Source organism: Planococcus massiliensis, from assembly GCF_000821325.1.
Taxonomy (GTDB): Bacteria; Bacillota; Bacilli; order Bacillales_A; family Planococcaceae; genus Planococcus; species Planococcus ruber.
Genome location: NZ_CCXS01000001.1, coordinates 2522748 through 2544457 on the forward strand (window position 1 = coordinate 2522748; position 21710 = coordinate 2544457).

The following is a 21710-nucleotide window of genomic DNA, read 5'->3' on the forward strand; positions in this document are numbered from 1 at the left end:
TATATCATGAATATTCATCCAAAACAACACTAAACACGAACATTTATTAAAAAACCACATATAAAGTTCGTAAAAAAACTGAAATGCCACAAAGGCATTTCAGCTTTCTTCTATATATATTATTCCCACTCAATTGTTGCAGGCGGCTTAGAAGTAATGTCATACAGTACACGGTTAATATGCGAAACTTCGTTGACAAGACGGACACTGATTTTTTCCAGTACGTCCCAAGGGATGCGCGCCCAGTCTGAAGTCATGCCGTCGATGGATGTGACGGCACGGATGCCGATTGCATAATCATACGTACGGGCATCTCCCATAACGCCTACGCTGCGGATATCCGGAAGCACCGTAAAGTATTGCCAAACGTCACGGTCAAGTCCAGCTTTGCTGATTTCATCCCGCAGAATCCAATCAGATTCACGGACGATTTCCAGTTTTTCTTCTGTAACTGCTCCCATGATCCGAATTCCAAGACCTGGACCCGGGAAAGGTTGGCGCCATACGATTTCATCAGGCATGCCAAGTTCTGTTCCTAAAACGCGGACCTCATCTTTGAACAATGTATTCAATGGTTCGATCAGCTTAAATTGCATATCTTCCGGAAGTCCACCCACATTGTGGTGGGATTTTATCGTTTGGGCAGTTGTGGTGCCGCTTTCGATGATATCCGTATAAAGTGTGCCTTGAGCCAAGAAATCCATGCCTTCAAGTTTCGAAGCTTCGTCATCGAAAACATAAATGAATTCATTGCCGATGATTTTGCGTTTTTTCTCTGGATCTGTAACGCCTTCAAGCTTTTTCAGGAAGCGTTCGCGTGCATCGATTTTAATGACGTTCATGTTAAAGCCGTCAGCGAAAGTTTTCATGACACTTTCCGCTTCGCCTTTGCGCAGCAAACCGTGGTCAACAAACATGCAAGTCAACTGGTCGCCAATCGCTTTGTGGATCAGAACCGCTACTACCGATGAATCGACGCCGCCGCTAAGTGCGCAAAGGACTTTTTTGTCCCCTACTTCTTCACGGATTTTTTCGATTTCCAATTCGATGTAGTTTTCCATGGACCAGTCATCCGTCATGCCGCAAACACCAAAGACGAATTGGCGCAGCAATTCATTGCCGTAGACCGAATGGCGAACTTCCGGATGGAACTGTACGCCGTAGAATTTGCGTGATTCGTCTGCCATCGAAGCGATCGGGCAACTTTCGCTCGTACCGGTAACTTCAAATCCTGGAGGTGCAGCAGTAACCAAATCGCCATGGCTCATCCAGACGATCTGCTCTTCCGGCAAACCTTCGAAAACGCCGCTTTCTTTGATCAGTTTAAGTTCCGCTTTGCCGTATTCACGGTTTTGCGCTTTTTCAACTTTGCCGTCTAGCTTTAATGCCATTAATTGCATACCATAGCAGATCCCTAAAATTGGAAGTCCCATTTCAAAAATTGCTTCATCAATTGAAAAAGCGTTCTTATCATAGACAGAATTTGGTCCGCCCGAGAAAATGATACCGGTCGCATTCATATCTTTGATTTCTTCAGCTGTTATCGTATGGGGATGCAACTCACTGTATACGCCAATTTCACGAATACGCCGTGTAATCAATTGGTTGTACTGGCTTCCAAAATCCAAAACCACTATTTTCTTTTGCTCTTTTAACATCGGACTTGCTGGCACACTCTTCACCTCTTCTATTCTTTTCAGGCCTCAAAATAACAAAAGAACGCGAAAATAGACTCCTCGCGTTCTTCTGCTCTACATCAAAAAGGCGAATGCACATGTCTGAAAGCATGCGTCATCCACCTTCATAGTCAAGTCATTTCCGGAGACTTGGTAGAGACATCCGATCCATATCACCGGACATATATGAGGGCACTTGTAAATTATAATTTTCTCAATTGTACAAGCTAGCGCCCTCAAAATCAACCGCTTGTGCGATTGATTAAATTTTCCCAACTTTCTTGTAGCTCGCTCCAGTCAACGGATTCCGGATTTCCGCCGTAGACCGCTTGTTCATAAGCACGCGTTAAACGTGTCATATCGCTTGTGCCGAAAAACGAATCGATATAGGAAGCATAGGATTTCAAAGTCTGCCCTTCCCTCCTCTTAATCCCATATAATTCCAATTGTTTCAATAAACGCAAATACGCTTTTTCAAATGTAGAAGCGTTTTCCCCGCGGCTTCGATAGTAAGGAATCAACACTTTCGGGAGCCATTTCTGGCGAATCTTATAGAGAACGCCTGCTAAAACCAACAGTCCAGCAGCACTCCATAAAATTTTCGCCTTATTTTCATTCCACATATCTGCGGCTCGGTCCCATAAATTCGGGCCATTGTCTTCCTCAGTTGTTGCTGCAGCACTGTCGTCCTCTTCTTCAATCGGATTAGGCCGTTCAGGCTGTTCGCGTTCAACCGGATCCGTAGCATCCACTTCCACATCAAACTCAACTTCCGAGGAACCTGTAAACCCGATCGTCGGCTCAAAAAGCATCCAGCCTACTCCAGGCATATATGCTTCCACCCAGGAATGGGCATTGTTGTTCGTGATTTGGTAAATATCACGCGTCCCTTCCGTTTCCAGCAATTCACCTTCATTGAATCCTTTCACCCATCTTGCAGGAATATCCAACGAGCGCAAAAGCACCACCATGGAAGTCGAAAAGTTATCGCAATAGCCTCTTTGGGTTTCAAAAAGAAATTGGTCTACATAATCCTGGCCCTCTTCTGGAACCGGTATATCCAGTTGGCTGTATTCAAAGCTGCCATTGGAAAAATACCGTTCAACCGCTCTCGTTTTATCGTAGACCGTCGTTGCGGATGAAGTGATTTCAATAGCTAAATCACGGACGCGCTGCGGCAATTCATCGGGCAACTGCAGAAATCGGTCAAGCGATGCCGGCAATTCCGCTAAATTCTCCGGTGCGGTGGCACGAAGCGCCGTTAAACTGAACGAAGGTTCGCTATAGCTGATCTCATAAGATTGCGGTTCAAAAACATTTCCTTGCTGAAATGTTTCAATCCGCTGGTCGGCTGCATCGTATTGGTAATTCGGCGAATCGGCCATTTGGATCGATTCCGTTCCGTATGGATACAACACGAATGGGAAATTTTGGTCCATCGTAATGACTGCGGTATCTTCTTCTCCCGCTTCCCCGGGTACGAAATCAGTTTTGATAAAATCGCCATTTTCATAAACTGCGACATCTCCGACATTTTGGGTCAATTCCCACCCTTTTGACGTATAGATATCTTTGGATTCGACTTTCCAATATTGTCCATCGTCCACTTCCGCAGTAAATACAGGCGAACTGTCGCCTATAAACGATCCGCCTAGTTGCGAATCATCCACTCCGTAGCCGATCCGGCCCACTGAATTGCCGTCTGTCCCGCTGCCGGCTTGGCTTGAAAATGAGGTGATAAATGGAACCGGGTCCGGCCAAACCGGTCCGGCTTTCGGCAAATACAGTGCGACGGCCGTTGTTCCGGCTATCGCTAAAAATAACGGAATGACGGAAGCCGCAATCTTATCTCCACTCAATTCAATATGATGCCGTTCGGTCCATCTCGCTAAATGCAGCAAACCGGCAAGCAGCAAGCCGATGACCATGATGCGGATAATGGCTGTATTTCCTGTATACGGACTGAACGTATCCAATACCGCGATGAACAGGACCGTAAAAAAATAAAACAGGAAAATGCTTAAGCGGAAGCTGACCCAATAATGGATCAAGTAAACCGCCATCCACAGCAGCGCAAAGAACAGGACCGTCCGGAAGATATCGGTAGTCTGTGCCCAGTTCTGCGAGAATAGGGCTTGAGAATTGATTTGCATGTCTGACCATACAAAAGCAATCGCGTCTTTTGAAAAGAAAAACGCGTCCGTATAGACGTGGACAATAAACCAAACGATATAGAGCAGTTTAACCGGTCCGGATATCATCCACGGCACTTTGAACAATGCCATCAAGAGCCCTAGAACGATGAAGACCAGAAACAGCGTTTTATGCCCGGTTGATGTCAACGTCATAACCGGAGTCAGCCATTCTGCCAGCAGGAAAAAGACAAGAATATATAAACAAGCCATAAACCATGTGTTTTTACGAATGGCGCTCATTTTCCGCTCCCTCCTGTAAATACGGAAGTAAAGTTTTCTGGGCTTAACCGTTTGATAAGGAACCCTTTGGATCTTGCATATTGATACGTCATTTCATCTGTGGATGTGAACTTCTCGCCTTTTGCAGCCACAACCAAAAACATACAGGTATTTAGTTGTTTGACATTGCGCTGAATCGTCTTCACCATTTCCAATGTTAAATGGCTTGTTACATAGAGCAGACTGGATGCATGGATTTCCTGAAGCTCCCGGTTCACCGCTTGCTCCACCGGAATTTCAAGATCCGGCTGGACTTTCGCCAAGTGATACATCACGCGCTGCAGCTGCTCCTCGGTTTGGATAACCGGAAAATAGTTTTTCGTTTCTCCAATCGACAGATAAGCCAAACTCGAATTGGCGCCAATAATGGACTTGATGATCGAAGCTATCAGTTCTATTTGGATTTCAAATTTATCCGAAGGCGCACGGTCATCCATCAAAAACAGATCCTGCGACTGGCGGTCTTCAAATTCTTTCGTCCGCATCGTCTGCGTCCGGGCAAACGATTTCCAGTGAATCCAGGAAACCCGGTCGCCGGGATGATAATCCCTGATGCCGGTTGCCATCGTTGTATCCTTCACCAGCGTAAAAGGAGCCGCCATGCTGCCATGGTCATATTTCGCCTCCATGGGCCGGTAAGCAATATCCACTGTATTCGGATACACCAGTACTTTCTGCTGCAACGGCAAAAGCCGGGTTTTCCTTACCCAGCCAAAAAAGTCGGCAATCTCTACTTGAATGCCTTCTAGCACATGTTCACCGCGCGGCATATCCGGTATTTCATAAGACCAGGAATAAGCTTTTCTGAAACCTGGCACCAGCATTTTCTGATAGCTTCCATCTGCCCGATTTTTCAGCAACGGGGAATCGGTCTTTTCAGACATGACCATATACAGCAAAGGAAAACGGAATTTCCGTTGGACATGGATCGTTGCTGAAAAATTTCCGCCCTTTCTGATTTGAGCCGTATGGATTTCCCGGGAAAGCTGGATGTCCTGGATGGGATAAAAAGTCATCAATAAAGAATATAGTAAGAACGGCAATGTCATATAAAAAATAAACCAGCTGACAAAACCGCCTTGGAACATCGCAAATGAAAAAGTGAAAATCAGGATCAGAATGATGAAAAGCAGCCTTCCCCACAAATTCACGAAATTGGGCAAGCGCTTCATTGGCCAACAAGCCTTTGTACAGGCACTCTCGTTTTCGCCAGGATTCGCTCTGTGATTTCTTCTGCCGTAATGCCGTCATACCGCGCTTCTGAGCGGAGCATGATGCGATGGCCAAAAACAAACTTCGCCAAATATTGCACATCATCCGGCGTTACATAGTTTCTCCCTTTCAACATGGCATAAGCTTGGGAAGCTTTCATCAACGCAATCGATCCCCGCGGGCTCACCCCTAAATAGACATAAGGGTCAATTCGCGTTTGGCGCGCCAAATCGACGATGTAGCTTTTAATCGAATCTTCCACTTTGATCTTTTTCGCCTCTTCTTGGAGATGCAATAATTCATCCAATGAAATAACGGCTTCCAGTTCGTCTATCGGCACCGATAGCTGCGAGCGGCTCAACACTTCCACTTCCTCTTTCGAACTCGGATAGCCCATTTTCACTTTCAACAAGAAACGGTCGAGCTGCGCTTCCGGGAGCGGATACGTCCCCTCATATTCAATGGGATTTTGAGTTGCCATAACAAAAAAGGGTTTGGGAATCGTCATCGTGACACCATCAATTGTGACAGAAGCTTCTTCCATCGCTTCTAGCAAAGAGGATTGTGTCTTCGGGGAAGTTCGGTTGATTTCATCCGCTAAAACAATATTGCCCATGATCGGTCCAGGGCGGAAATGGAATTCCATATCTTTCGGATTGTAGATGGAAACACCGATGACGTCTGAAGGCAAAAGGTCCGGTGTAAATTGAATGCGCTTAAAATCGGCGCCGACTGATTTAGCAAGGGCCCTTACCAACATGGTTTTCCCGACCCCGGGAACGTCCTCCAAAAGCACATGCCCATGTGAAAGCATGGCGACGATACTGAGTTCGGCAATATTTCGTTTCCCGATTATTACTTTTTCTATATTATCAATTACTGCATTTAACCGATCTTTAGCATCCATGCTCACTGCCCCCAATGAATAATAAATAAAATTTAAAATTGTCTAAAACTTATCATAAGCATAACGAATTTATAGGAATTTCTCAACTCCTCTTCCTTTCATACAGGTCTTTTTCCACAATTAAAAACAGAGCCTTTAAAAGGCTCTGTCCATTTTGGTTCATTTCCAGAAATCATCGAATACCGTAATCGGCAAATGGCGCTTATGCTGCGTACGCAGATAATAGCCTTCCAATTTTTCGCGGGCATCTTCCGGGATTTTTTTCCCTTCCAGATAATCATCAATCATTTCATATGTCAGTCCTAAAGCCACTTCATCCGGAATAGCCGGTTTGTCTTCTTCCAAATCGGCCGTCGGAATTTTCGTGTATAAATGCTCAGGCGCATCCAGCTCTTTCAACAACGCCCGGCCTTGGCGCTTGTTCAATCGGAACAATGGCGTGACATCCGCTGCCCCGTCGCCGAATTTCGTGTAAAATCCGGTGATGGCTTCAGCCGCATGGTCCGTTCCGAGAACCACCGCATTTTGCATAGCCGCAAGCGAAAACTGCACTTTCATGCGCTCGCGGGCTTTTTCATTGCCTTTTGCGAAATCCGTAAGGGTAATGCCTGCTTCATCCAACGCTTTTTTGCTGGCATCTACTGCCCCTTTAATATTGACAGTGTATACTTTCGTCGGCTTGATGAAATTGATGGCGTCCTGGGCATCATGTTCATCAAACTGCTCGCCGTACGGCAGGCGCACCGCATAAAACCCGTATTTGCCTTCTCCGCTTTCAGCGTTCAACTCATCCACTGCCATTTGGGCAAGCTTGCCAGCCAAAGTGGAATCTTGTCCGCCTGAAATGCCGAGCACATATCCCTTCAAAAACGGGTGCTTCACTAAGTATTCTTTCAGAAAGGATACAGTCCGGCTGATCTCCTCTTTAGGATCAATGGTTGGCTGAACTTTAAGTTCTTCAATAATCGTTTGCTGTAATGTCGACATTTGAATTCCCCCTTATTTGCTGGTCATTTGCTGAATGGAGTCTTTCACTTCCTGGATATTGCGTATTTTATTGTCCCAACATTTCTGGCTGAGATCGACCGGATATTCTTCCGGATTCAATGAACGCTTGTATTCGTCCCATAACAAATCCATATTGCTGTTTGCATACGCCTGGATTTTTTCCAATGGAGGGTTTTCGTAAATCAGTTCCCCGTTTTTAATGACTTGCTGATGGATATTGACGGCGTCAAAATTGCTGACAAACTTGGACACGTACGTATGGACCGGATGGAACATCTTCAAATGGTCTTCAGCAGCCGGATTTTCATCTTGCATGGTGATGTAATCCCCTTCAGATTTACCATTTTCCCTATCAATGATGCGATAAACGTTTTTAAGTCCAGGTGTTGTCACTTTTTCAGCGTTTCCGGAAATTTTAATCGTATCTTCCATTTCGCCATGGTCGTTTTCGATTGCCACCAATTTGTAGACAGCTCCAAGAGCCGGCTGGTCATATGCCGTAATCAGCTTTGTTCCAATTCCCCATGCATCTACCCGCGCGCCTTGGGCTTTTAAGTTGAGGATGGTATATTCATCAAGATCATTGGAGACGACAATTTGAGCATCCGTGAAGCCTGCTTCATCCAGCATCTTCCGGGCTTCTTTTGATAAAAACGCAATATCTCCGCTGTCTAGACGGATTCCTTGGAAATTAATCTTATCGCCCAACTCTTTCGCGACGCGGATTGCAGTAGGAAGGCCGGATTTCAACGTATCATATGTATCCACCAGGAACACACAGTCTTTATGGCGCTTCGCATACGAATGGAAAGCTTCGTATTCATCTTTATAGGCTTGGACAAGTGAATGGGCATGCGTGCCTGCCACCGGAATGCCGAACATTTTCCCTGCACGGACATTGCTGGTCGCTTCAAGGCCGCCGATATAGGCAGCGCGCGTTCCCCAAACAGCCGCATCCATTTCCTGTGCGCGCCGCGTCCCAAATTCCATCACCCGTTCGCCTTTGACAATCTGTTTGATGCGGCTTGCTTTTGTCGCAATCAAAGTTTGGTAATTGACGATATTCAAGAGCGCCGTTTCGATCAATTGAGCTTCAACTAAAGGCGCTTCGATGCGTAGAAGCGGTTCATTCTGGAAAACCAATTCCCCTTCTACGACGGAGTAAATGTCTCCTGTAAAACGGACCGTTTTCAAATAAGCCAGAAAATCGTCTCCGTAGCCGACTTCTTCTTTTAAATAAGCCAAGTCGCTGTCTGTAAAACGGAATTCTTTCAAGTAATCAAGAATGCGCTCCAGCCCCGCAAAAATGGCATAGCCATTGCCGAAAGGCAGCTTCCGGAAAAATAATTCAAATACCGCTTTTCGTTCATGCATGCCATCCGCCCAATAGGATTCGGACATATTAATTTGGTACAAATCGGTATGTAGCGTTAAACTGTCATCTGAATATTTTCTTTCCATTCGAATCTCCTTCTTCCACAAGTCGTTAATTTCAAGTTAATTTCTATAATTATACCCTAATCGACCCATTTCAAATAAAGAAAACGCAAATAATCGATTTAATTGACATAGACTTAAAAACATGAGATGCTTAACCAGTTAACAACGAGGTAACTGAAAAATATTGATAATCTGGCATTCTACAGGAATGTTTTTGAACATACTTATTCACACTGGCGCGATTTAAGGATCGCAAGGACGTAAAAGAAGGTAGGGTTTACGTTGCTTAAGTTAGAAAGCCACCAGTGGAACAATGACCGCGGCACAGAAAGTTAATCCTTTCAATGGAAATGATTCCCCGTTAGAACGGGTTGAAAAATTGAAATCAACTATTAGTTAATGTTACCTTAAAAAATCAAAGGGATGCCCCCAAACGGGGGCATCCCTTTTCCAATGCTTCATTCAATTCGTTTTTCCGGCTGACTCCAGTACATATGCATCTTCCTGGCGATTTAAGTAGTCCGTCACAGCTCCTCTTGAAGAACAAGAGACGTTATGCGCGTATTTTCCAAGAACCCCTTTTCTATAAAGAGGCGGCGCTGTCCATGCTTTGCGGCGGGCTTCCAGTTCTTCATCCGATACAGCCATCGTAATTTCCTGCTTGATGGAATCGATTGTTACGGTATCGCCTTCTTTCAACAACGCAATCGGGCCACCCACTTGGGCTTCCGGTGCAATATGCCCGACCACCAAGCCATGCGTTCCTCCGGAAAAGCGTCCATCCGTCAATAAAGCAACCGATTCGCCCATGCCTTTTCCGACAAGAATCGCAGATATCGATAGCATCTCCGGCATTCCCGGACCGCCTTTTGGCCCAACGTAGCGGATGACCAGAACGTCGCCATCGTTGATCTCGTTCGCCATCACGGCAGCCGTCGCTTCTTTCTCTGTATCAAAAACGCGGGCTGGGCCAGTATGGACTTTCACTTTGACACCCGACAGTTTCGCAACCGCGCCTCTTGGCGAAAGATTTCCTTTTAATACGACGAGCGGGCCATCAGCACGTTTCGGCTTTTCAAACGGCACGATGACTTCCTGCCCTTCAGCTAGTCCAGGAGCTTCAGCCAAGTTTTGGGCCAATGTCTTGCCGGTAACCGTCATGCAATCTCCGTGCAAGTAGCCTTTTTCAAGCAATAGTTTCATTACAGCTTGAACCCCGCCCACTCTATGTAAATCTTCCATGACGAATCGTCCGCTTGGTTTCAGGTCTGCAATATGCGGCACCTGTTTTTGCAAACGGTTGAAGTCGTCGATAGTCAAATCCACTTCGATTGCATGGGCAATCGCCAATAAATGGAGAATCGCGTTTGTGGATCCGCCAAGCGCCATCACGACCGTAATCGCATTTTCAAACGCTTCTTTAGTCATAATGTCTTTCGGATAAATGTCCAGTTCCAGCAAGTTGTATACGGCTCTTCCTGCTGCTTCGCAGTCCGCTGCTTTCAAATTGTTTTCCGCCGGGTTTGAAGAACTTCCCGGCAAACTCATCCCCATGGCTTCTGCGGCCGAAGCCATGGTGTTCGCCGTATACATCCCACCGCATGAACCGGCTCCAGGGCATGCTGCACATTCAATTCCACGCAAAGTATCATCCGAAATGTCCCCATTATTATGCTGGCCGACACCTTCAAAAACAGAGACGATATCAATGTCGCCGCCGTTATGCTTGCCCGGTGCAATGGTGCCGCCGTAGACAAAAACAGCCGGCACTTCCGAGTTGGCAATCGCGATCAAACAGCCGGGGATGTTTTTATCGCAGCCCCCGATGGCTACTAAGCCATCCAAATTTTCCGCTCCAACAACCGTTTCAATCGAATCGGCGATCACATCGCGGCTAGGCAAGGAATAGCGCATGCCGTCCGTTCCCATGGAAATCCCATCTGAAACGGTAATGGTGTTGAAGATAAACGGAACACCGCCTGCTTCTCTCGCTCCTTTTTTCGCGCTTACTGCTAAATCATGAATATGTATATTGCACGGAGTCACTTCACTCCATGTACTGGCTATCCCAATCATCGGTTTTTGAAAATCTTCATCGGTCACTCCAACGGAACGGAGCATAGCCCGGTTCGGCGCTTTCATGGCCCCTTCGCTGAATACTTTACTCTTGATGCGCAAATCCTTTTTCATTAGACATCTATCCTTTCTTTTTACTCATTATAGAGCAATTTTTAAACAATTCAATGAATTAAAATTTTTATTCACTCAAATGAATATTTTGTCATAGAATATTCAAACTTTTTCTTCTATATAAAAAGCTCCAGCATCTGCTGGAGCTTTCTTGTTCATTTTTTAGCGGCCCGCTTCTATCCAGTCGCTTTCAAGTTTCGCCGGCGGCATCGGACGGCTGTAAAAATAGCCTTGGCCAATTACGCCGAAGCCTTTGAGCAGTTCCACTTGTTCTTCCTTTTCGATTCCCTCTACCACTACTAATGTGTCCAGCCCTTTGCCTACTGAAATAATGGCTTTCAAGATGGAGAGATTCCGTGAATTGTTAAGCATGTCATCAATCAGCGATTTATCAATCTTCAATGTATCGATTTCGATGTTTTTGATGACTGTCAACGATGAATAGCCGGCTCCAAAATCATCAATGGCGATTTTCAAGCCGAGTTCCCTCAACTGCCGGATCACTTTGGACGATTCTTCAATATTCATCATGACGCTTTCCGTAATTTCAATTTCCAGTTGGGATGCGTCAATTCGGTATTTTTTCAAAAGCGCTTCGACTTTCCGATTAAATTGAGAATCCCGGAATTGCCGGGCCGAAACGTTTACCGATACCCGGACTCCCAGTTTGCCGCATTCTTTCCATTCCTGGATCTGGCGGCAAGCTTCTTCCAGTACCCATTCGCCTATCGGCAAGATCAATCCTGTCTCTTCCGCTATCGGAATGAATTCAACGGGAGAAACCGGACCGAATGATGGATTCCAACGCAGCAGCGCTTCGAGTCCGACTAATTTTTCCGTTTGCAGATCTACTTGCGGCTGGTAATGGAATTTGAATTCATCTTTCGCGATAGCTTTTCGCAATGCGCTTTCCACTTGGTATTTGCGGACAACTTTCTGGTTTAAGTCCTGGGTGAAAAACTGATAATTATTTTTGCCCTTTTCTTTCGCTGAATATAAAGCAAAATCCGCTTCCCTGATCAAGGTTTCTTCATTGCTCATCCGGTCCCTTTGGATGCTGATGCCGATACTGATCGTAACAATCATTTCATGTTCAAATAATTCAACAGGCTGTTTCATGGCTTCAAAAATTTTCTGGGCCAGGCGGTCCATATAAGCCTCAGTCACATTTTCGAACGCCACAATGAATTCATCGCCGCCATGCCGAGACAACCGGTCAGACGGACGCAGACAAGATTTGATGCGCTCGGATACTTTTTTTAGGAAAAGGTCGCCCCCTTGATGCCCTAAAAGGTCATTCACTCCTTTAAAATCATCGAAATCAATCAGCATCACGGCAAGCGTCCGGTCATATCGTTTTGCTTTCTCAGCAGCCTTGGCCAGATTTTCATAGAACCAATGGCGATTCGGCAGGCCGGTCAATTGATCGGTAAAGGCCAATTCGTTCATTCTTTTTTCCAGTTGCTTTTTTTCCGAAACATCCCGGGTAATTGCGAATACCCCATTCACTTCTCCTTGTTTGCGGATTGGCACCACATTTAAATCCATGAGGAATTCATTGTGTCCCTTGTCCAGAAGCTTCTGTTCAGCTTGCAGCGGATTGCCTTGCTTCGCTAATTCGAACACATCGATTACACGTGAAATATTTTCGGCGATCAATTCGGTGAAGGGAATTTTTCTAAGCTCGTTTTCGGTATAACCCGTTAACTCTTCGCCGCGTTTATTAACGTTTTTAAACGATCCGTCCAGCGCAATTTCAAAAACCGCATCTAAATTGTTTTCGAATAATGAACGGTATTTCTCTTCGTTCTCTTCCATCAACTGCAAAGCTTCTTTTTCTTTTTTGATGTTTTTGGCAATACCGTATACCCCATTGATTTCGCCATCCGTTTTGATTGGCAGATTGGTGATGTGGAGGTCGATCCATTCCCCGTCTTTTCGGATGCATTGCAATTCATAGTTCTGTGTAAATCCTAATAAGGCTTGATTAAAATGCTCAATTGCGTCCGTTAAATACGGCGGAGCTACGAGCGGTTGGAAAGAAGTGCCGATCAGCTCTTCTTTTGTGTACCCAATAAGATCCAGGATGGCCTCATTAACATTCAACAGCCGGCCTTCGTGATCCATCGAAAACACGCCGTCCGGATTATAAGCGAACAACGACTGATACCGCTGCTCGCTCGTTTCAAGCTCTATCCGGATTTTCTTTTCCAGCGTGATATCGCGAAGAATCAGCTGAATAGCCGGTTTGCCCTCAAACTTCATTTGGGCTCCTGTCACTTCGACATCAATTAACGTGCCGTCCGGCTTGATGAATTGCTGTTCGATCGGAGCCGCATTGCCGCCTTGCATCATATGGTGAATCCGCTTTTTGACAATCGGCTGAAAAGACGGCGGCACAAAATCGAGAATCGACTTGCCCAAAACAAGTTTCTTGTCTTCAACGCCGACCATTTTCAAACAAGCTTCATTTACAAAAATCAATTTCCCGCCGCTATGGACAACAATCGGCTCCGGCGACAACTCCACCAGTTTCCGAAACCGGTTTTCACTTTCCTTCATTTCCTCAATCAGCCGGCTTTCGACGGCGATGGTCCGGTAATCGGCATAGGCAAATAACATTGCCAGCACGATAACCGCTGCTGACAGGGCAAAGATCAAGTTCAAAATATACATTTCTGAAATCCAGAAGGGACCCGCCGCAGAAAAATTCAGATCCACGATATTTGCGTTCATCGCCGTATAATGCATCAAGGAAATTGCCATGCCCAATAAAACCGCACTTATCGCTTTCCGGCTTAGCAATTTGTTCAGCCGCTTGAAATTCATGAAAATTTGAATTGCCCCTGTTGAAAATAGAAGGGCAACGGCAATCGATAAGATGAAGAACCCCCAATTCAACCGGCTGGTTTCATCTCCCTGAACGGAAGCCATTGCAATGTAATGCCCAGAAATAATGCCGAGGCCCAGCATCGCGCTGCTGAAAATCAGATTAACTTTGGTCGCTTTTCCGTTATACAGCACTTGAAAAGCGATGAATGATGCCAAAATGGAAATGGCTAAAGACGCCAATAACAAAAGCACGTGGTAGGAGATATCCGCTTGCCCATAGGTGTGGAAAGCAGACATTCCGATTAGATGCATGGTAAAGATGCCAAGGCCCATAAATACACTGGCAGCTGAAACAAAGATTTGACGTTTTTCTACAGCTGCATCTGCCAATTTCCCAATTAAAACGAGAGAAATATAAGAAGAAAAAATTGCTATAAGCACGGATAATATGATCAAAAACGGGCTAAACGATGCCATTAAATTTTTCCATCTCCTACATGTCACTTAACATTCTTGATAATTATACCTTAAATTTTGTACTCATTCTGTTTTTATCCATTAAAATAGGTAATTAGCCATTTTTATCTTTATAAACAAATAAGGCTTCCGCCAGAATAAGCGGAAGCCTTATTTGTTTATAAAGGAGGCAAGATATGCGGTGCGGACAACGGGCTGATCTCTGCGTCGAGGTTCACGTTCACCGGCAGCGTTTCGCCGAAAACAGGCGCTACTGCCAACACGCTAATCAATCCGGCTACTGCGATAGCCGTCCAGAATTTCTTTGAAGACTTCATCAAGGTTCACCAGCCTTTCGTTGTTCATATGAGCGGTAGAAATTGGCCTTCTCCCATTCTTTCTTTCGCTCATAGAAATTCTTTAATTCAATTGCTACTTTTTTACCTTCTTTAATATAACCATTTTTTCTGAAAAATGGGAACATTATTTCTTCACAATAGGTAATTAGGTCTGGTTGGGAAAACATTCGTTTCTCGAAATAGTTTTGATAAATACGGAAATATTCATCGTCGGTTTCTTCTGTTAAAAGCCGAAGCTCTTCTAATAATTGGCGGTCTTCCCGCTGCATTTCAATGGTCGTTTCGAGCAGGCTAATCAAGACCGCTTTATAGATATAGGAATCTTTTGAGACACGCACTTTGAGTTCTTCCAGCAATTCGATTGCTTCATCAAACTCCTTCTTTTGCTTGAACAGTTCAGCCAAATTATAAATCGTTTGATTGTAGAGGTCTTTTTGTCCTGTCAAATGGGCATTGCGTTTTAATACTTCGTATAGACCGCCTGCCTGGACCAGCAAATTCCTCCGCGTATAATTGATTGCCAATAGGAGCTGGGCATGCAGCAGCCGAATGTAATTATGGTGCAGTTGAAAATACTGGACAGCCATTTCTGCGTAATAGGCCGACAATTCAAATCGGTCGAGCAAAATCAGCAGACGGGCTTTTTGGTAATAATACTCCCCCTCGAACTTTTGAGGGATGCTTTGAATCCCCTGGTCCAGCTGATCGAGAAACCCCAACGCCTTTTCTGTCTTATTGAGCATGGTGTAGTAAATGGAAAGAAAGAATTGGTGCAGCCATTTTTCCGGCGCAGTAAACGATCCTTTTATGCGTTCAATCAGATCTTTCTGCCGTTCAGCGCGTTCCTGGTCATTCTCGTAAATATAAAAGCGAAATTTGTACAGTTCGTATTGATTTACGAGATCAGAAGATTGAAGATAATCATTTTCTTCTTCCAATTGCTCGTATTGTTTGCGCATGTGATCCAAATCGTAAAACAAGGAACAATCGATGAATTCCCCCATTTGGCGCGTCAGCCGCTTATGCCGATGCATTTCCTTTTCCCACTGGACGCCCATCTTAGCGAGGAGCGCTTCAATCGTTGACTCATGCGGGACGTATGTATTCGATTCTATTTTGCTTAAATGGGAAATCGAGCAAATGCCATCTGCCAATTGGGCTTGCGTAAGCTGGTATTTTGTACGGTAATATTTGATGACAGATCCAATGTTCATAATTCCACCCTTTTTTGTCAGAATAATAAAATAGTAACACAAAAGGGGACTCCAGTATAAACTGGAACCCCCTTTTCATTATCCCAACCGATTAACGTACACGAGCAAATCCGAAGCCTGAAGCATAGTCATCGCCGACGCCTGCTCCTGAACCTGAAAGGATATCATAATTTCTTGCGCGATTCTGAAGATCTTTACGGATTGTAGCATTGCTGGCAGAAGGATTTGCCGCCCAGATTTTTGCAGCCAATCCTGCTACATGCGGTGAAGCCATCGATGTTCCAGAAATCGTTGAGTAGCCGCCGTTATACCAAGTCGAATAAATCGAAGCTCCTGGTGCGGATACTTCCACGTCGCCTTTTTGAATGACGTAATCGCCGTCTGTCGAGCTGTCCCCTCTAGAAGAGAAATCCGCTACACGGTACGTGCCATTTTGGATGACGTTTTCCAATGCCGCTACCGCTACTGCATTCGGCAAGGCGCCTGGGTAACCAATTGATCCTTGGTACGGGCCTTCGTTGCCAGCTGCTGCGATAATCAATACACCTTTGCTGTAAGCGTAGTTGACTGCATTGGTAATTAGGCTGCTTTCTCCTGAAGAACCAAGAGACATGTTGATGACCACTTTCGTTTTTAATGAAGTTGCCTGGTCAGCTGCGTGGCGGATGGCTGCTGCGATATCATCCGCTGAGCCGGAACCGTTATCGCCTAATACTTTATACGCCCAAAGATCCGCATCCGGTGCAACGCCGTAAACACCAGAGCCCGTACCGCCGTCAGCAAGCGCAGAGCCGGCTACGTGCGTGCCATGCCCTTGGCGGTCCGTACACGAACCATTTACAAAGCTTGTGCTTGTTGTAAAGTCTTTGCACTGTTCAATGTTATTTTTCAAATCCGGATGGCTGACATTGACTCCCGTATCCAAGACCGCTACATTAATGCCCGAACCGCCCGAAGTGCGGGTCAGTGAACTGTCATTATAAATCGCTTTGATGCCCCACGGCGTTGATTGTGAAGCAGCCATTGCTTGATACACTGCTTCTGGCTTTGACGAACTTTTCTCAATCGTAAATTCCGGCACCTTTTCGACTTTTATATTTTTGTTCTTTTGCAGTGCTTCGTATTGTTTTTCATTCATGTCAACGGTGAACCCTTCACCTGCAAAATCCCATTGGACACCATATTTCGATTTTGCATTTTGAAGTTCTTTCTGATTTTGCGAATCAATTAAGACACGGAATGTTTCATTGCCTTTTTGATCCACGGAATCTCCGTTCGCACTTACGCCCATTGCCGGTACAAGCAATGTCGCTGATAACATGATACTCGTCAATAATTTACCTGATTTCTTCATCGTCCAATCCCCTTTACCATTCTATTTGCCGGGCATGTAAGCTTATGCGGCGTCCCGCTTGGGCTAATTGCCTGCCACAACTTAAAGTTAACAGAAGATTTAGGAAAGCGTAATTGGGAAAAAAATCAGGTGTATTTGGATAAAACTAGGTATAAAGGTAATTAGTCGCAGGTATATCGAACCAATGGAAATTTATACCTTTACATATTCCTTTTATTGAAATAATCATTTGCGGCAAAAAAACCATGCATCATGCATGGTTTTTTGCCAATCGATAAACTCTCGCTTCAAAGGGATGGACTTTTTCACGGTCTTCTGCGCTGTAATTCCCAAGAAGCAGCTCCGCTCCTTCCGGTACTTTCCATCGGCAGAACTCGCCTTTCATGTTGGCTAAGATCAATAGCTTTTCCTCTTCGTTTTCACGTGTATATGCGTAGATGCACGGATTTCCCGTTTCATAGAGGTTATAGATTCCATAAATCAAAACGGTGGAACCTTTTCTAAGTGAAATCATCTTTTTATAAAAATGGAATACCGAAAGCGGGTCTTGCTGCTGCGCTTCTGCATTCAGCCAGACGTAATTCGGATTAACTTGAATCCATGGCTCCGTTTCTGAAAATCCGCTGTAGCGCCCGCTGTTCCATTGCATCGGCGTACGGGCATGGTCCCGGCTGCTCATTTGAATGGTTTTCATGATTTCTTCAAGCGGCATGCCTTCTGCCCGTTTGTAGCGATAAAAATTCAAGGTTTTGATATCGTCATAAAGATCAATTCCATCAAATGGCGCATTGGTCATGCCCAGTTCCTGTCCCTGATAAATAAAAGGGGTGCCTTGCATCAGGAAATACATGCAGGCAATGGAAGTGGCACTCTCCCGCCAATAATTCTGATCGTCTCCCCAAGTCGAAACGATGCGCGACCGATCGTGATTTTCCACATATAAGGCGTTCCATCCGATTCCTTCCGCTTCTTTTTGCCAATTCGTTAAAATCTTTTTGAGCGCTGCTAAATTTACGCCGCAATCTTCATTCGGCTTCCTTAAATACCATGTTTCAAACTGAAAGACCATATCCATTTTCCCGTTTTCTTCGCTGATCCATTCATCGATTTCTTCGACGGTCACACCGTTGGCTTCACCGACCGTCATAATGTCGTAGTTCGAAAAGGTTTCATTGTATAATTCGGCCAGCAAATCTTGGATGCCTTCAACGTCAGTCATCTTCTCCCAAGCCGGAACATACGGAGCATTCGTTGGGTTCGGCATATCGGAATAGTCTTTCTTAATGTGGCTGATGGCATCTAAGCGAAAACCGTCAATCCCTTTTTGGAGCCACCAATTAACCATCCGGTACAGTTCTTTCCGAACTTCCGGGTTCTCCCATTCCAGGTCCGGCTGTTTTTCTGCGTAGAGATGAAGATAATATTGCCGGGTCTTTTCGTCAAATGTCCAGGCCGGACCGCTGAAGATGCTTTCCCAGTTGGTTGGTTCATCCCGCCAGACATACCAGTTCCGCTTGGGATTGTCTCTCGAAGAACGCGACTCAATGAACCAGGGGTGCTCGTCGCTTGTATGGTTAAGGACCAAATCCAGCACCATCTTCATCCCACGGCTGTGCATATCTTCAAGCAACCGGTCAAAGTCTTGCATCGTACCCATTTCTTCCATGATTTTCTGATAATCACTGATATCATAGCCATTGTCGATATTCGGCGATTTATACATCGGACAAAGCCAGATGACGTCAATTCCAAGATCCTGCAAATAATCCAGCTTTTCTCTCAGGCCGTTCAAATCCCCGATGCCGTCTCCATTTGAATCTTTGAAGCTTCTTGTATAAACCTGATAAACGACTGCTTCTTTCCACCATTTTTGCTTCATCAGTTTGGCCTCCAATGCTCAGGAGTCGTCACGGGACAAGCGACATTTGCTCTTTTAACTCTTCTGCCCATTTCCAATCGCTGATGCGGGCAGCTTCTAATACGTGTTCCGTTTTGCTTGCGCCCAAAATGGCCGAAGTGACAGCCGGCTGATTTAATAGCCAAGCGAGCGAGAGCTGGGATAAACTCACGTCCTGCTCTTTCGCAATTTCCTTGAAGCGCTCGACCCGGTTAAAATTCTCTTCTGTAAAATAAGGCTGGATCAATTCCTCTCCCTTGGCTGCCCGGCTGCCTTCCGGCAAATCATCTTTCGATTTATATTTGCCGGACAACATTCCGCGCGCCATTGGGCTATAGACAAGCAACCCCATCTTTTCAGATTCACAAAAAGGGATAATTTCATTTTCAAGTTCCCGGGACAAAAGATTGTACTGTGATTGCGAACTGACAAAACGCTCTAAATGGTTCAGCGCGCTAATGCCTTCCGCTTTTGCCATCTGCCACGCCGCAAAATTTGAACAGCCGATATACCGGACTTTCCCTTGCCTCACCAAATCCGTCAAGGCCGACAACGTTTCTTCCAAAGGAGTGCGTTTATCAAAGCGGTGCACTTGATACAAATCGATGTAATCCGTTTGAAGCCGCTTTAACGAATTTTCCACTTCCCGCATCATATGGAATTTCGATAACCCCGCATCATTGACATACTGCCCCATCGGAAGCCCGACTTTCGTTGCCAGCACCACTTTATCCCGCTTGCCTTTTAAATGCTTGCCGATGATTTCTTCCGCTTCCCCCGTTCCGTATTTAAAAGATTCGTCTTGTCCTTTTCCATAAAAATTAGCCGTATCGATCAGATTGATCCCTGCATCAAAAGACTGCGCCAAAATTTCCGCAGAAGCCTGTTCATCAATCCATCTTCCAAAAGCCATCGTACCCAGGCATATATTGGATACACGCAAACCAGTTTTCCCGAGATTCCGATATTTCATATGCGCCTCCTCCGAACTTTTTTATCATAACAAGACCTTCTTTTCAGCCTAATTCGCCCCGTTCCCTCTAAATCCCTTTATTTCCAGAAAACTCGAACAATTAAATAACAATTTGCGGATAAATTATATATACTGAATACATCAATCGAATGACAAAAGATAAAAAATGGAGGGTAGCTATGGCCACTTTAAATTATTCCTTAGTCGATGTATTTACTTCTACAGCTTTTGGAGGCAACCAGCTCGCCGTTTTTCACGACGAATCGCCCCTGCCTTCAGCTACGATGCAAAAAATTGCGCGTGAACTCAATCTTTCGGAAACCGTCTTCATTCAACCCCCTGCCGATTCCAATAACCAAAAAAGCTTGCGCATTTTCACGCCAAAAGTGGAATTGCCGATGGCCGGGCATCCGACAATCGGCGCTGCCTATGTCCTGGCCGCTGCAAACAAAATTCCTTTAGCGGCCGGAAAAAATGATTGGATGTTCGAAGAGCCTGTCGGCGAAATTCCTGTCAGCGTGTATGAAAAAAACGGACAAATCGAGAAAGTCGAAATGACCCAGCCTTTGCCGGCTTTTGGCAGCATTTATGAAAAGCCTGGCCTTGTGGCCGATTTACTGTCTTTATCTGTTCGGGATTTTGATAAAAACTTGCCGCTTCAATCCGTTTCATCGGGTGTCCCGTTTCTATACGTCCCGGTCCGCTCGTTGTCTGCGATGAAGCAAATCAAGTTTCGGATCGATATCTGGGAAAAACATTTCAGCAACAATTCCTCTACTCAAAACATTTTTGTTTTCACTACTGAAACCGTACAAAAATCTTCCACCGTCCATAGCCGAATGTTTGCACCCGCTATGGGAATTCCGGAAGATCCGGCGACAGGCGCCGCTTCCGGACCGCTTGGCGCTTATCTTGTTGAAAATGGTGTGGTCGCGCCGTCTAAAAACCAGTTCTACCATATACGCAGTGAACAAGGCTTCGAAATGGATCGGCCAAGCTTTATCGAGATCACAGTCGGCAAAACCAAGGGAGCCATTTCTTCCATTAAAATTGGCGGCAATGCTGTAAATGTAGGGACGGGGCAATTGCAATTGCCTGATGCATTCTAAAAAAGCGAGGCCTGCAATCATCTGCAGGCCTCGCTTTTGGTACTATCTTTTAGTCGGCATTGCTTTCCATTGGTCTTCCAGCCATTGGTCAAACGCTTCGCCTTTTTCACCTTTATACGTATCATAGATATCGACACGCATTTTTTGCAGCTTCACTTTAAAATCTTCATAGCTATGGTCTTTCGGCAAACTTTTCTTGATGCGAACCAAAACTTTGCTGGCGTCTTTGATCAAGTCGCCTTGCTTCTGCTCTGGCATTTCTACATCTTCGCCCAAATCCACAAGCTGGTTATATGCAGCCTGCTGCACTTTATAAACCGGATCATGGTTCATCCGGTGAGTTAGAATATCAATCGTCTGGCTGTTTTTCCATTTGCCCAGTTCTTCAACCGCAGCTAAGCGTTCTTTCCAATTGGCTGTCCGGTTCGCAGCTTTCTTCAATTCATCGTAATTTGGCGGCAAGTTCTTCGTATTTTTATCTTGACTCAAAAAATTCATTCTCCTTTGATCATTCCCCTCTACGGAAAATGAAAGTATGCCTACTGGTCTGTTGATAGGCTTGTTTCTGTATTGTACCACCATCTGTCCCAAAAAGAAAAAGCTCCCCAT

General features: G+C 45.2%; 15 protein-coding genes and 1 riboswitch. Of the genes, 1 reads left to right on the plus strand and 14 read right to left on the minus strand.

The window, feature by feature from the left end:
* Window positions 1-119: 119 nt before the first annotated feature.
* The 13 genes from guaA to BN1080_RS12705 form a co-directional block, all read right to left on the minus strand.
* Complete coding sequence (guaA, locus tag BN1080_RS12650; protein WP_052654614.1) at window positions 120-1658, minus strand: glutamine-hydrolyzing GMP synthase; 1539 nt, start codon at window positions 1656-1658, stop codon at window positions 120-122.
* Between the two features lie 126 nt (window positions 1659-1784).
* Window positions 1785-1886: riboswitch (purine riboswitch) on the minus strand.
* A gap of 32 nt (window positions 1887-1918) precedes the next feature.
* Window positions 1919-4111, minus strand: a complete 2193-nt coding sequence (locus tag BN1080_RS12655; protein ID WP_052652482.1) for a DUF4129 domain-containing transglutaminase family protein — start codon at window positions 4109-4111, stop codon at window positions 1919-1921.
* Window positions 4108-5322, minus strand: coding sequence for a DUF58 domain-containing protein (locus BN1080_RS12660; RefSeq protein WP_052652483.1), 1215 nt, complete (start codon window positions 5320-5322; stop codon window positions 4108-4110). The genes BN1080_RS12655 and BN1080_RS12660 overlap by 4 nt, the downstream gene beginning before the upstream one ends.
* Entirely contained in the window at window positions 5319-6269 is a 951-nt protein-coding gene (locus BN1080_RS12665; protein WP_052652484.1) for an AAA family ATPase, read from the minus strand. Before BN1080_RS12665 ends, BN1080_RS12660 begins: the two co-directional genes overlap by 4 nt.
* A 159-nt stretch (window positions 6270-6428) precedes the next feature.
* Window positions 6429-7256, minus strand: coding sequence for an ammonia-dependent NAD(+) synthetase (gene nadE, locus BN1080_RS12670; RefSeq protein ID WP_052652485.1), 828 nt, complete (start codon window positions 7254-7256; stop codon window positions 6429-6431).
* Window positions 7257-7268: 12 nt separating this feature from the next.
* Entirely contained in the window at window positions 7269-8738 is a 1470-nt protein-coding gene (locus BN1080_RS12675; protein ID WP_052652486.1) for a nicotinate phosphoribosyltransferase, read from the minus strand.
* A gap of 441 nt (window positions 8739-9179) precedes the next feature.
* A complete protein-coding gene (gene ilvD / locus BN1080_RS12680; RefSeq protein WP_052652488.1) occupies window positions 9180-10907 on the minus strand; it encodes a dihydroxy-acid dehydratase in 1728 nt (575 codons plus the stop codon).
* A gap of 162 nt (window positions 10908-11069) precedes the next feature.
* Window positions 11070-14216, minus strand: coding sequence for an EAL domain-containing protein (locus tag BN1080_RS12685; protein ID WP_052652490.1), 3147 nt, complete (start codon window positions 14214-14216; stop codon window positions 11070-11072).
* A gap of 158 nt (window positions 14217-14374) precedes the next feature.
* Complete coding sequence (locus BN1080_RS17255; protein WP_199876620.1) at window positions 14375-14533, minus strand: hypothetical protein; 159 nt, start codon at window positions 14531-14533, stop codon at window positions 14375-14377.
* The gene (locus BN1080_RS12690) at window positions 14533-15768 is read right to left on the minus strand and encodes a helix-turn-helix domain-containing protein (RefSeq protein WP_052652492.1); all 1236 of its coding nucleotides are present in this window, start codon (window positions 15766-15768) and stop codon (window positions 14533-14535) included. The genes BN1080_RS17255 and BN1080_RS12690 overlap by 1 nt, the downstream gene beginning before the upstream one ends.
* A 91-nt stretch (window positions 15769-15859) precedes the next feature.
* On the minus strand, window positions 15860-17122 hold the full coding sequence (locus BN1080_RS12695) for a S8 family peptidase (protein ID WP_052652494.1): 1263 nt from the start codon (window positions 17120-17122) through the stop codon (window positions 15860-15862).
* A gap of 250 nt (window positions 17123-17372) precedes the next feature.
* Window positions 17373-19001, minus strand: a complete 1629-nt coding sequence (locus tag BN1080_RS12700) for an alpha-glucosidase (RefSeq protein ID WP_052652496.1) — start codon at window positions 18999-19001, stop codon at window positions 17373-17375.
* Between the two features lie 28 nt (window positions 19002-19029).
* Complete coding sequence (locus tag BN1080_RS12705; RefSeq protein WP_052652498.1) at window positions 19030-19992, minus strand: aldo/keto reductase; 963 nt, start codon at window positions 19990-19992, stop codon at window positions 19030-19032.
* 179 nt (window positions 19993-20171) lie between these two features.
* On the opposite strand from BN1080_RS12705, the gene BN1080_RS12710 reads away from it, so the two are divergent.
* Window positions 20172-21101, plus strand: coding sequence for a PhzF family phenazine biosynthesis protein (locus BN1080_RS12710; protein ID WP_052652500.1), 930 nt, complete (start codon window positions 20172-20174; stop codon window positions 21099-21101).
* Window positions 21102-21143: 42 nt separating this feature from the next.
* On the opposite strand, the gene BN1080_RS12715 is transcribed toward BN1080_RS12710, so the two are convergent.
* Window positions 21144-21599, minus strand: coding sequence for a HEAT repeat domain-containing protein (locus BN1080_RS12715; protein WP_052652502.1), 456 nt, complete (start codon window positions 21597-21599; stop codon window positions 21144-21146).
* Window positions 21600-21710: the final 111 nt, after the last annotated feature.

Coding starts and splice junctions, on each gene's coding strand:
- guaA (WP_052654614.1), bottom strand. CDS start 1,658: ATGTTAAAAGAGCAAAAGAAAATAGTGGTTTTGGATTTTGGAAGCCAG.
- BN1080_RS12655 (WP_052652482.1), bottom strand. CDS start 4,111: ATGAGCGCCATTCGTAAAAACACATGGTTTATGGCTTGTTTATATATT.
- BN1080_RS12660 (WP_052652483.1), bottom strand. CDS start 5,322: ATGAAGCGCTTGCCCAATTTCGTGAATTTGTGGGGAAGGCTGCTTTTC.
- BN1080_RS12665 (WP_052652484.1), bottom strand. CDS start 6,269: ATGGATGCTAAAGATCGGTTAAATGCAGTAATTGATAATATAGAAAAA.
- nadE (WP_052652485.1), bottom strand. CDS start 7,256: ATGTCGACATTACAGCAAACGATTATTGAAGAACTTAAAGTTCAGCCA.
- BN1080_RS12675 (WP_052652486.1), bottom strand. CDS start 8,738: ATGGAAAGAAAATATTCAGATGACAGTTTAACGCTACATACCGATTTG.
- ilvD (WP_052652488.1), bottom strand. CDS start 10,907: ATGAAAAAGGATTTGCGCATCAAGAGTAAAGTATTCAGCGAAGGGGCC.
- BN1080_RS12685 (WP_052652490.1), bottom strand. CDS start 14,216: ATGGCATCGTTTAGCCCGTTTTTGATCATATTATCCGTGCTTATAGCA.
- BN1080_RS17255 (WP_199876620.1), bottom strand. CDS start 14,533: ATGAAGTCTTCAAAGAAATTCTGGACGGCTATCGCAGTAGCCGGATTG.
- BN1080_RS12690 (WP_052652492.1), bottom strand. CDS start 15,768: ATGAACATTGGATCTGTCATCAAATATTACCGTACAAAATACCAGCTT.
- BN1080_RS12695 (WP_052652494.1), bottom strand. CDS start 17,122: ATGAAGAAATCAGGTAAATTATTGACGAGTATCATGTTATCAGCGACA.
- BN1080_RS12700 (WP_052652496.1), bottom strand. CDS start 19,001: ATGAAGCAAAAATGGTGGAAAGAAGCAGTCGTTTATCAGGTTTATACA.
- BN1080_RS12705 (WP_052652498.1), bottom strand. CDS start 19,992: ATGAAATATCGGAATCTCGGGAAAACTGGTTTGCGTGTATCCAATATA.
- BN1080_RS12710 (WP_052652500.1), top strand. CDS start 20,172: ATGGCCACTTTAAATTATTCCTTAGTCGATGTATTTACTTCTACAGCT.
- BN1080_RS12715 (WP_052652502.1), bottom strand. CDS start 21,599: ATGAATTTTTTGAGTCAAGATAAAAATACGAAGAACTTGCCGCCAAAT.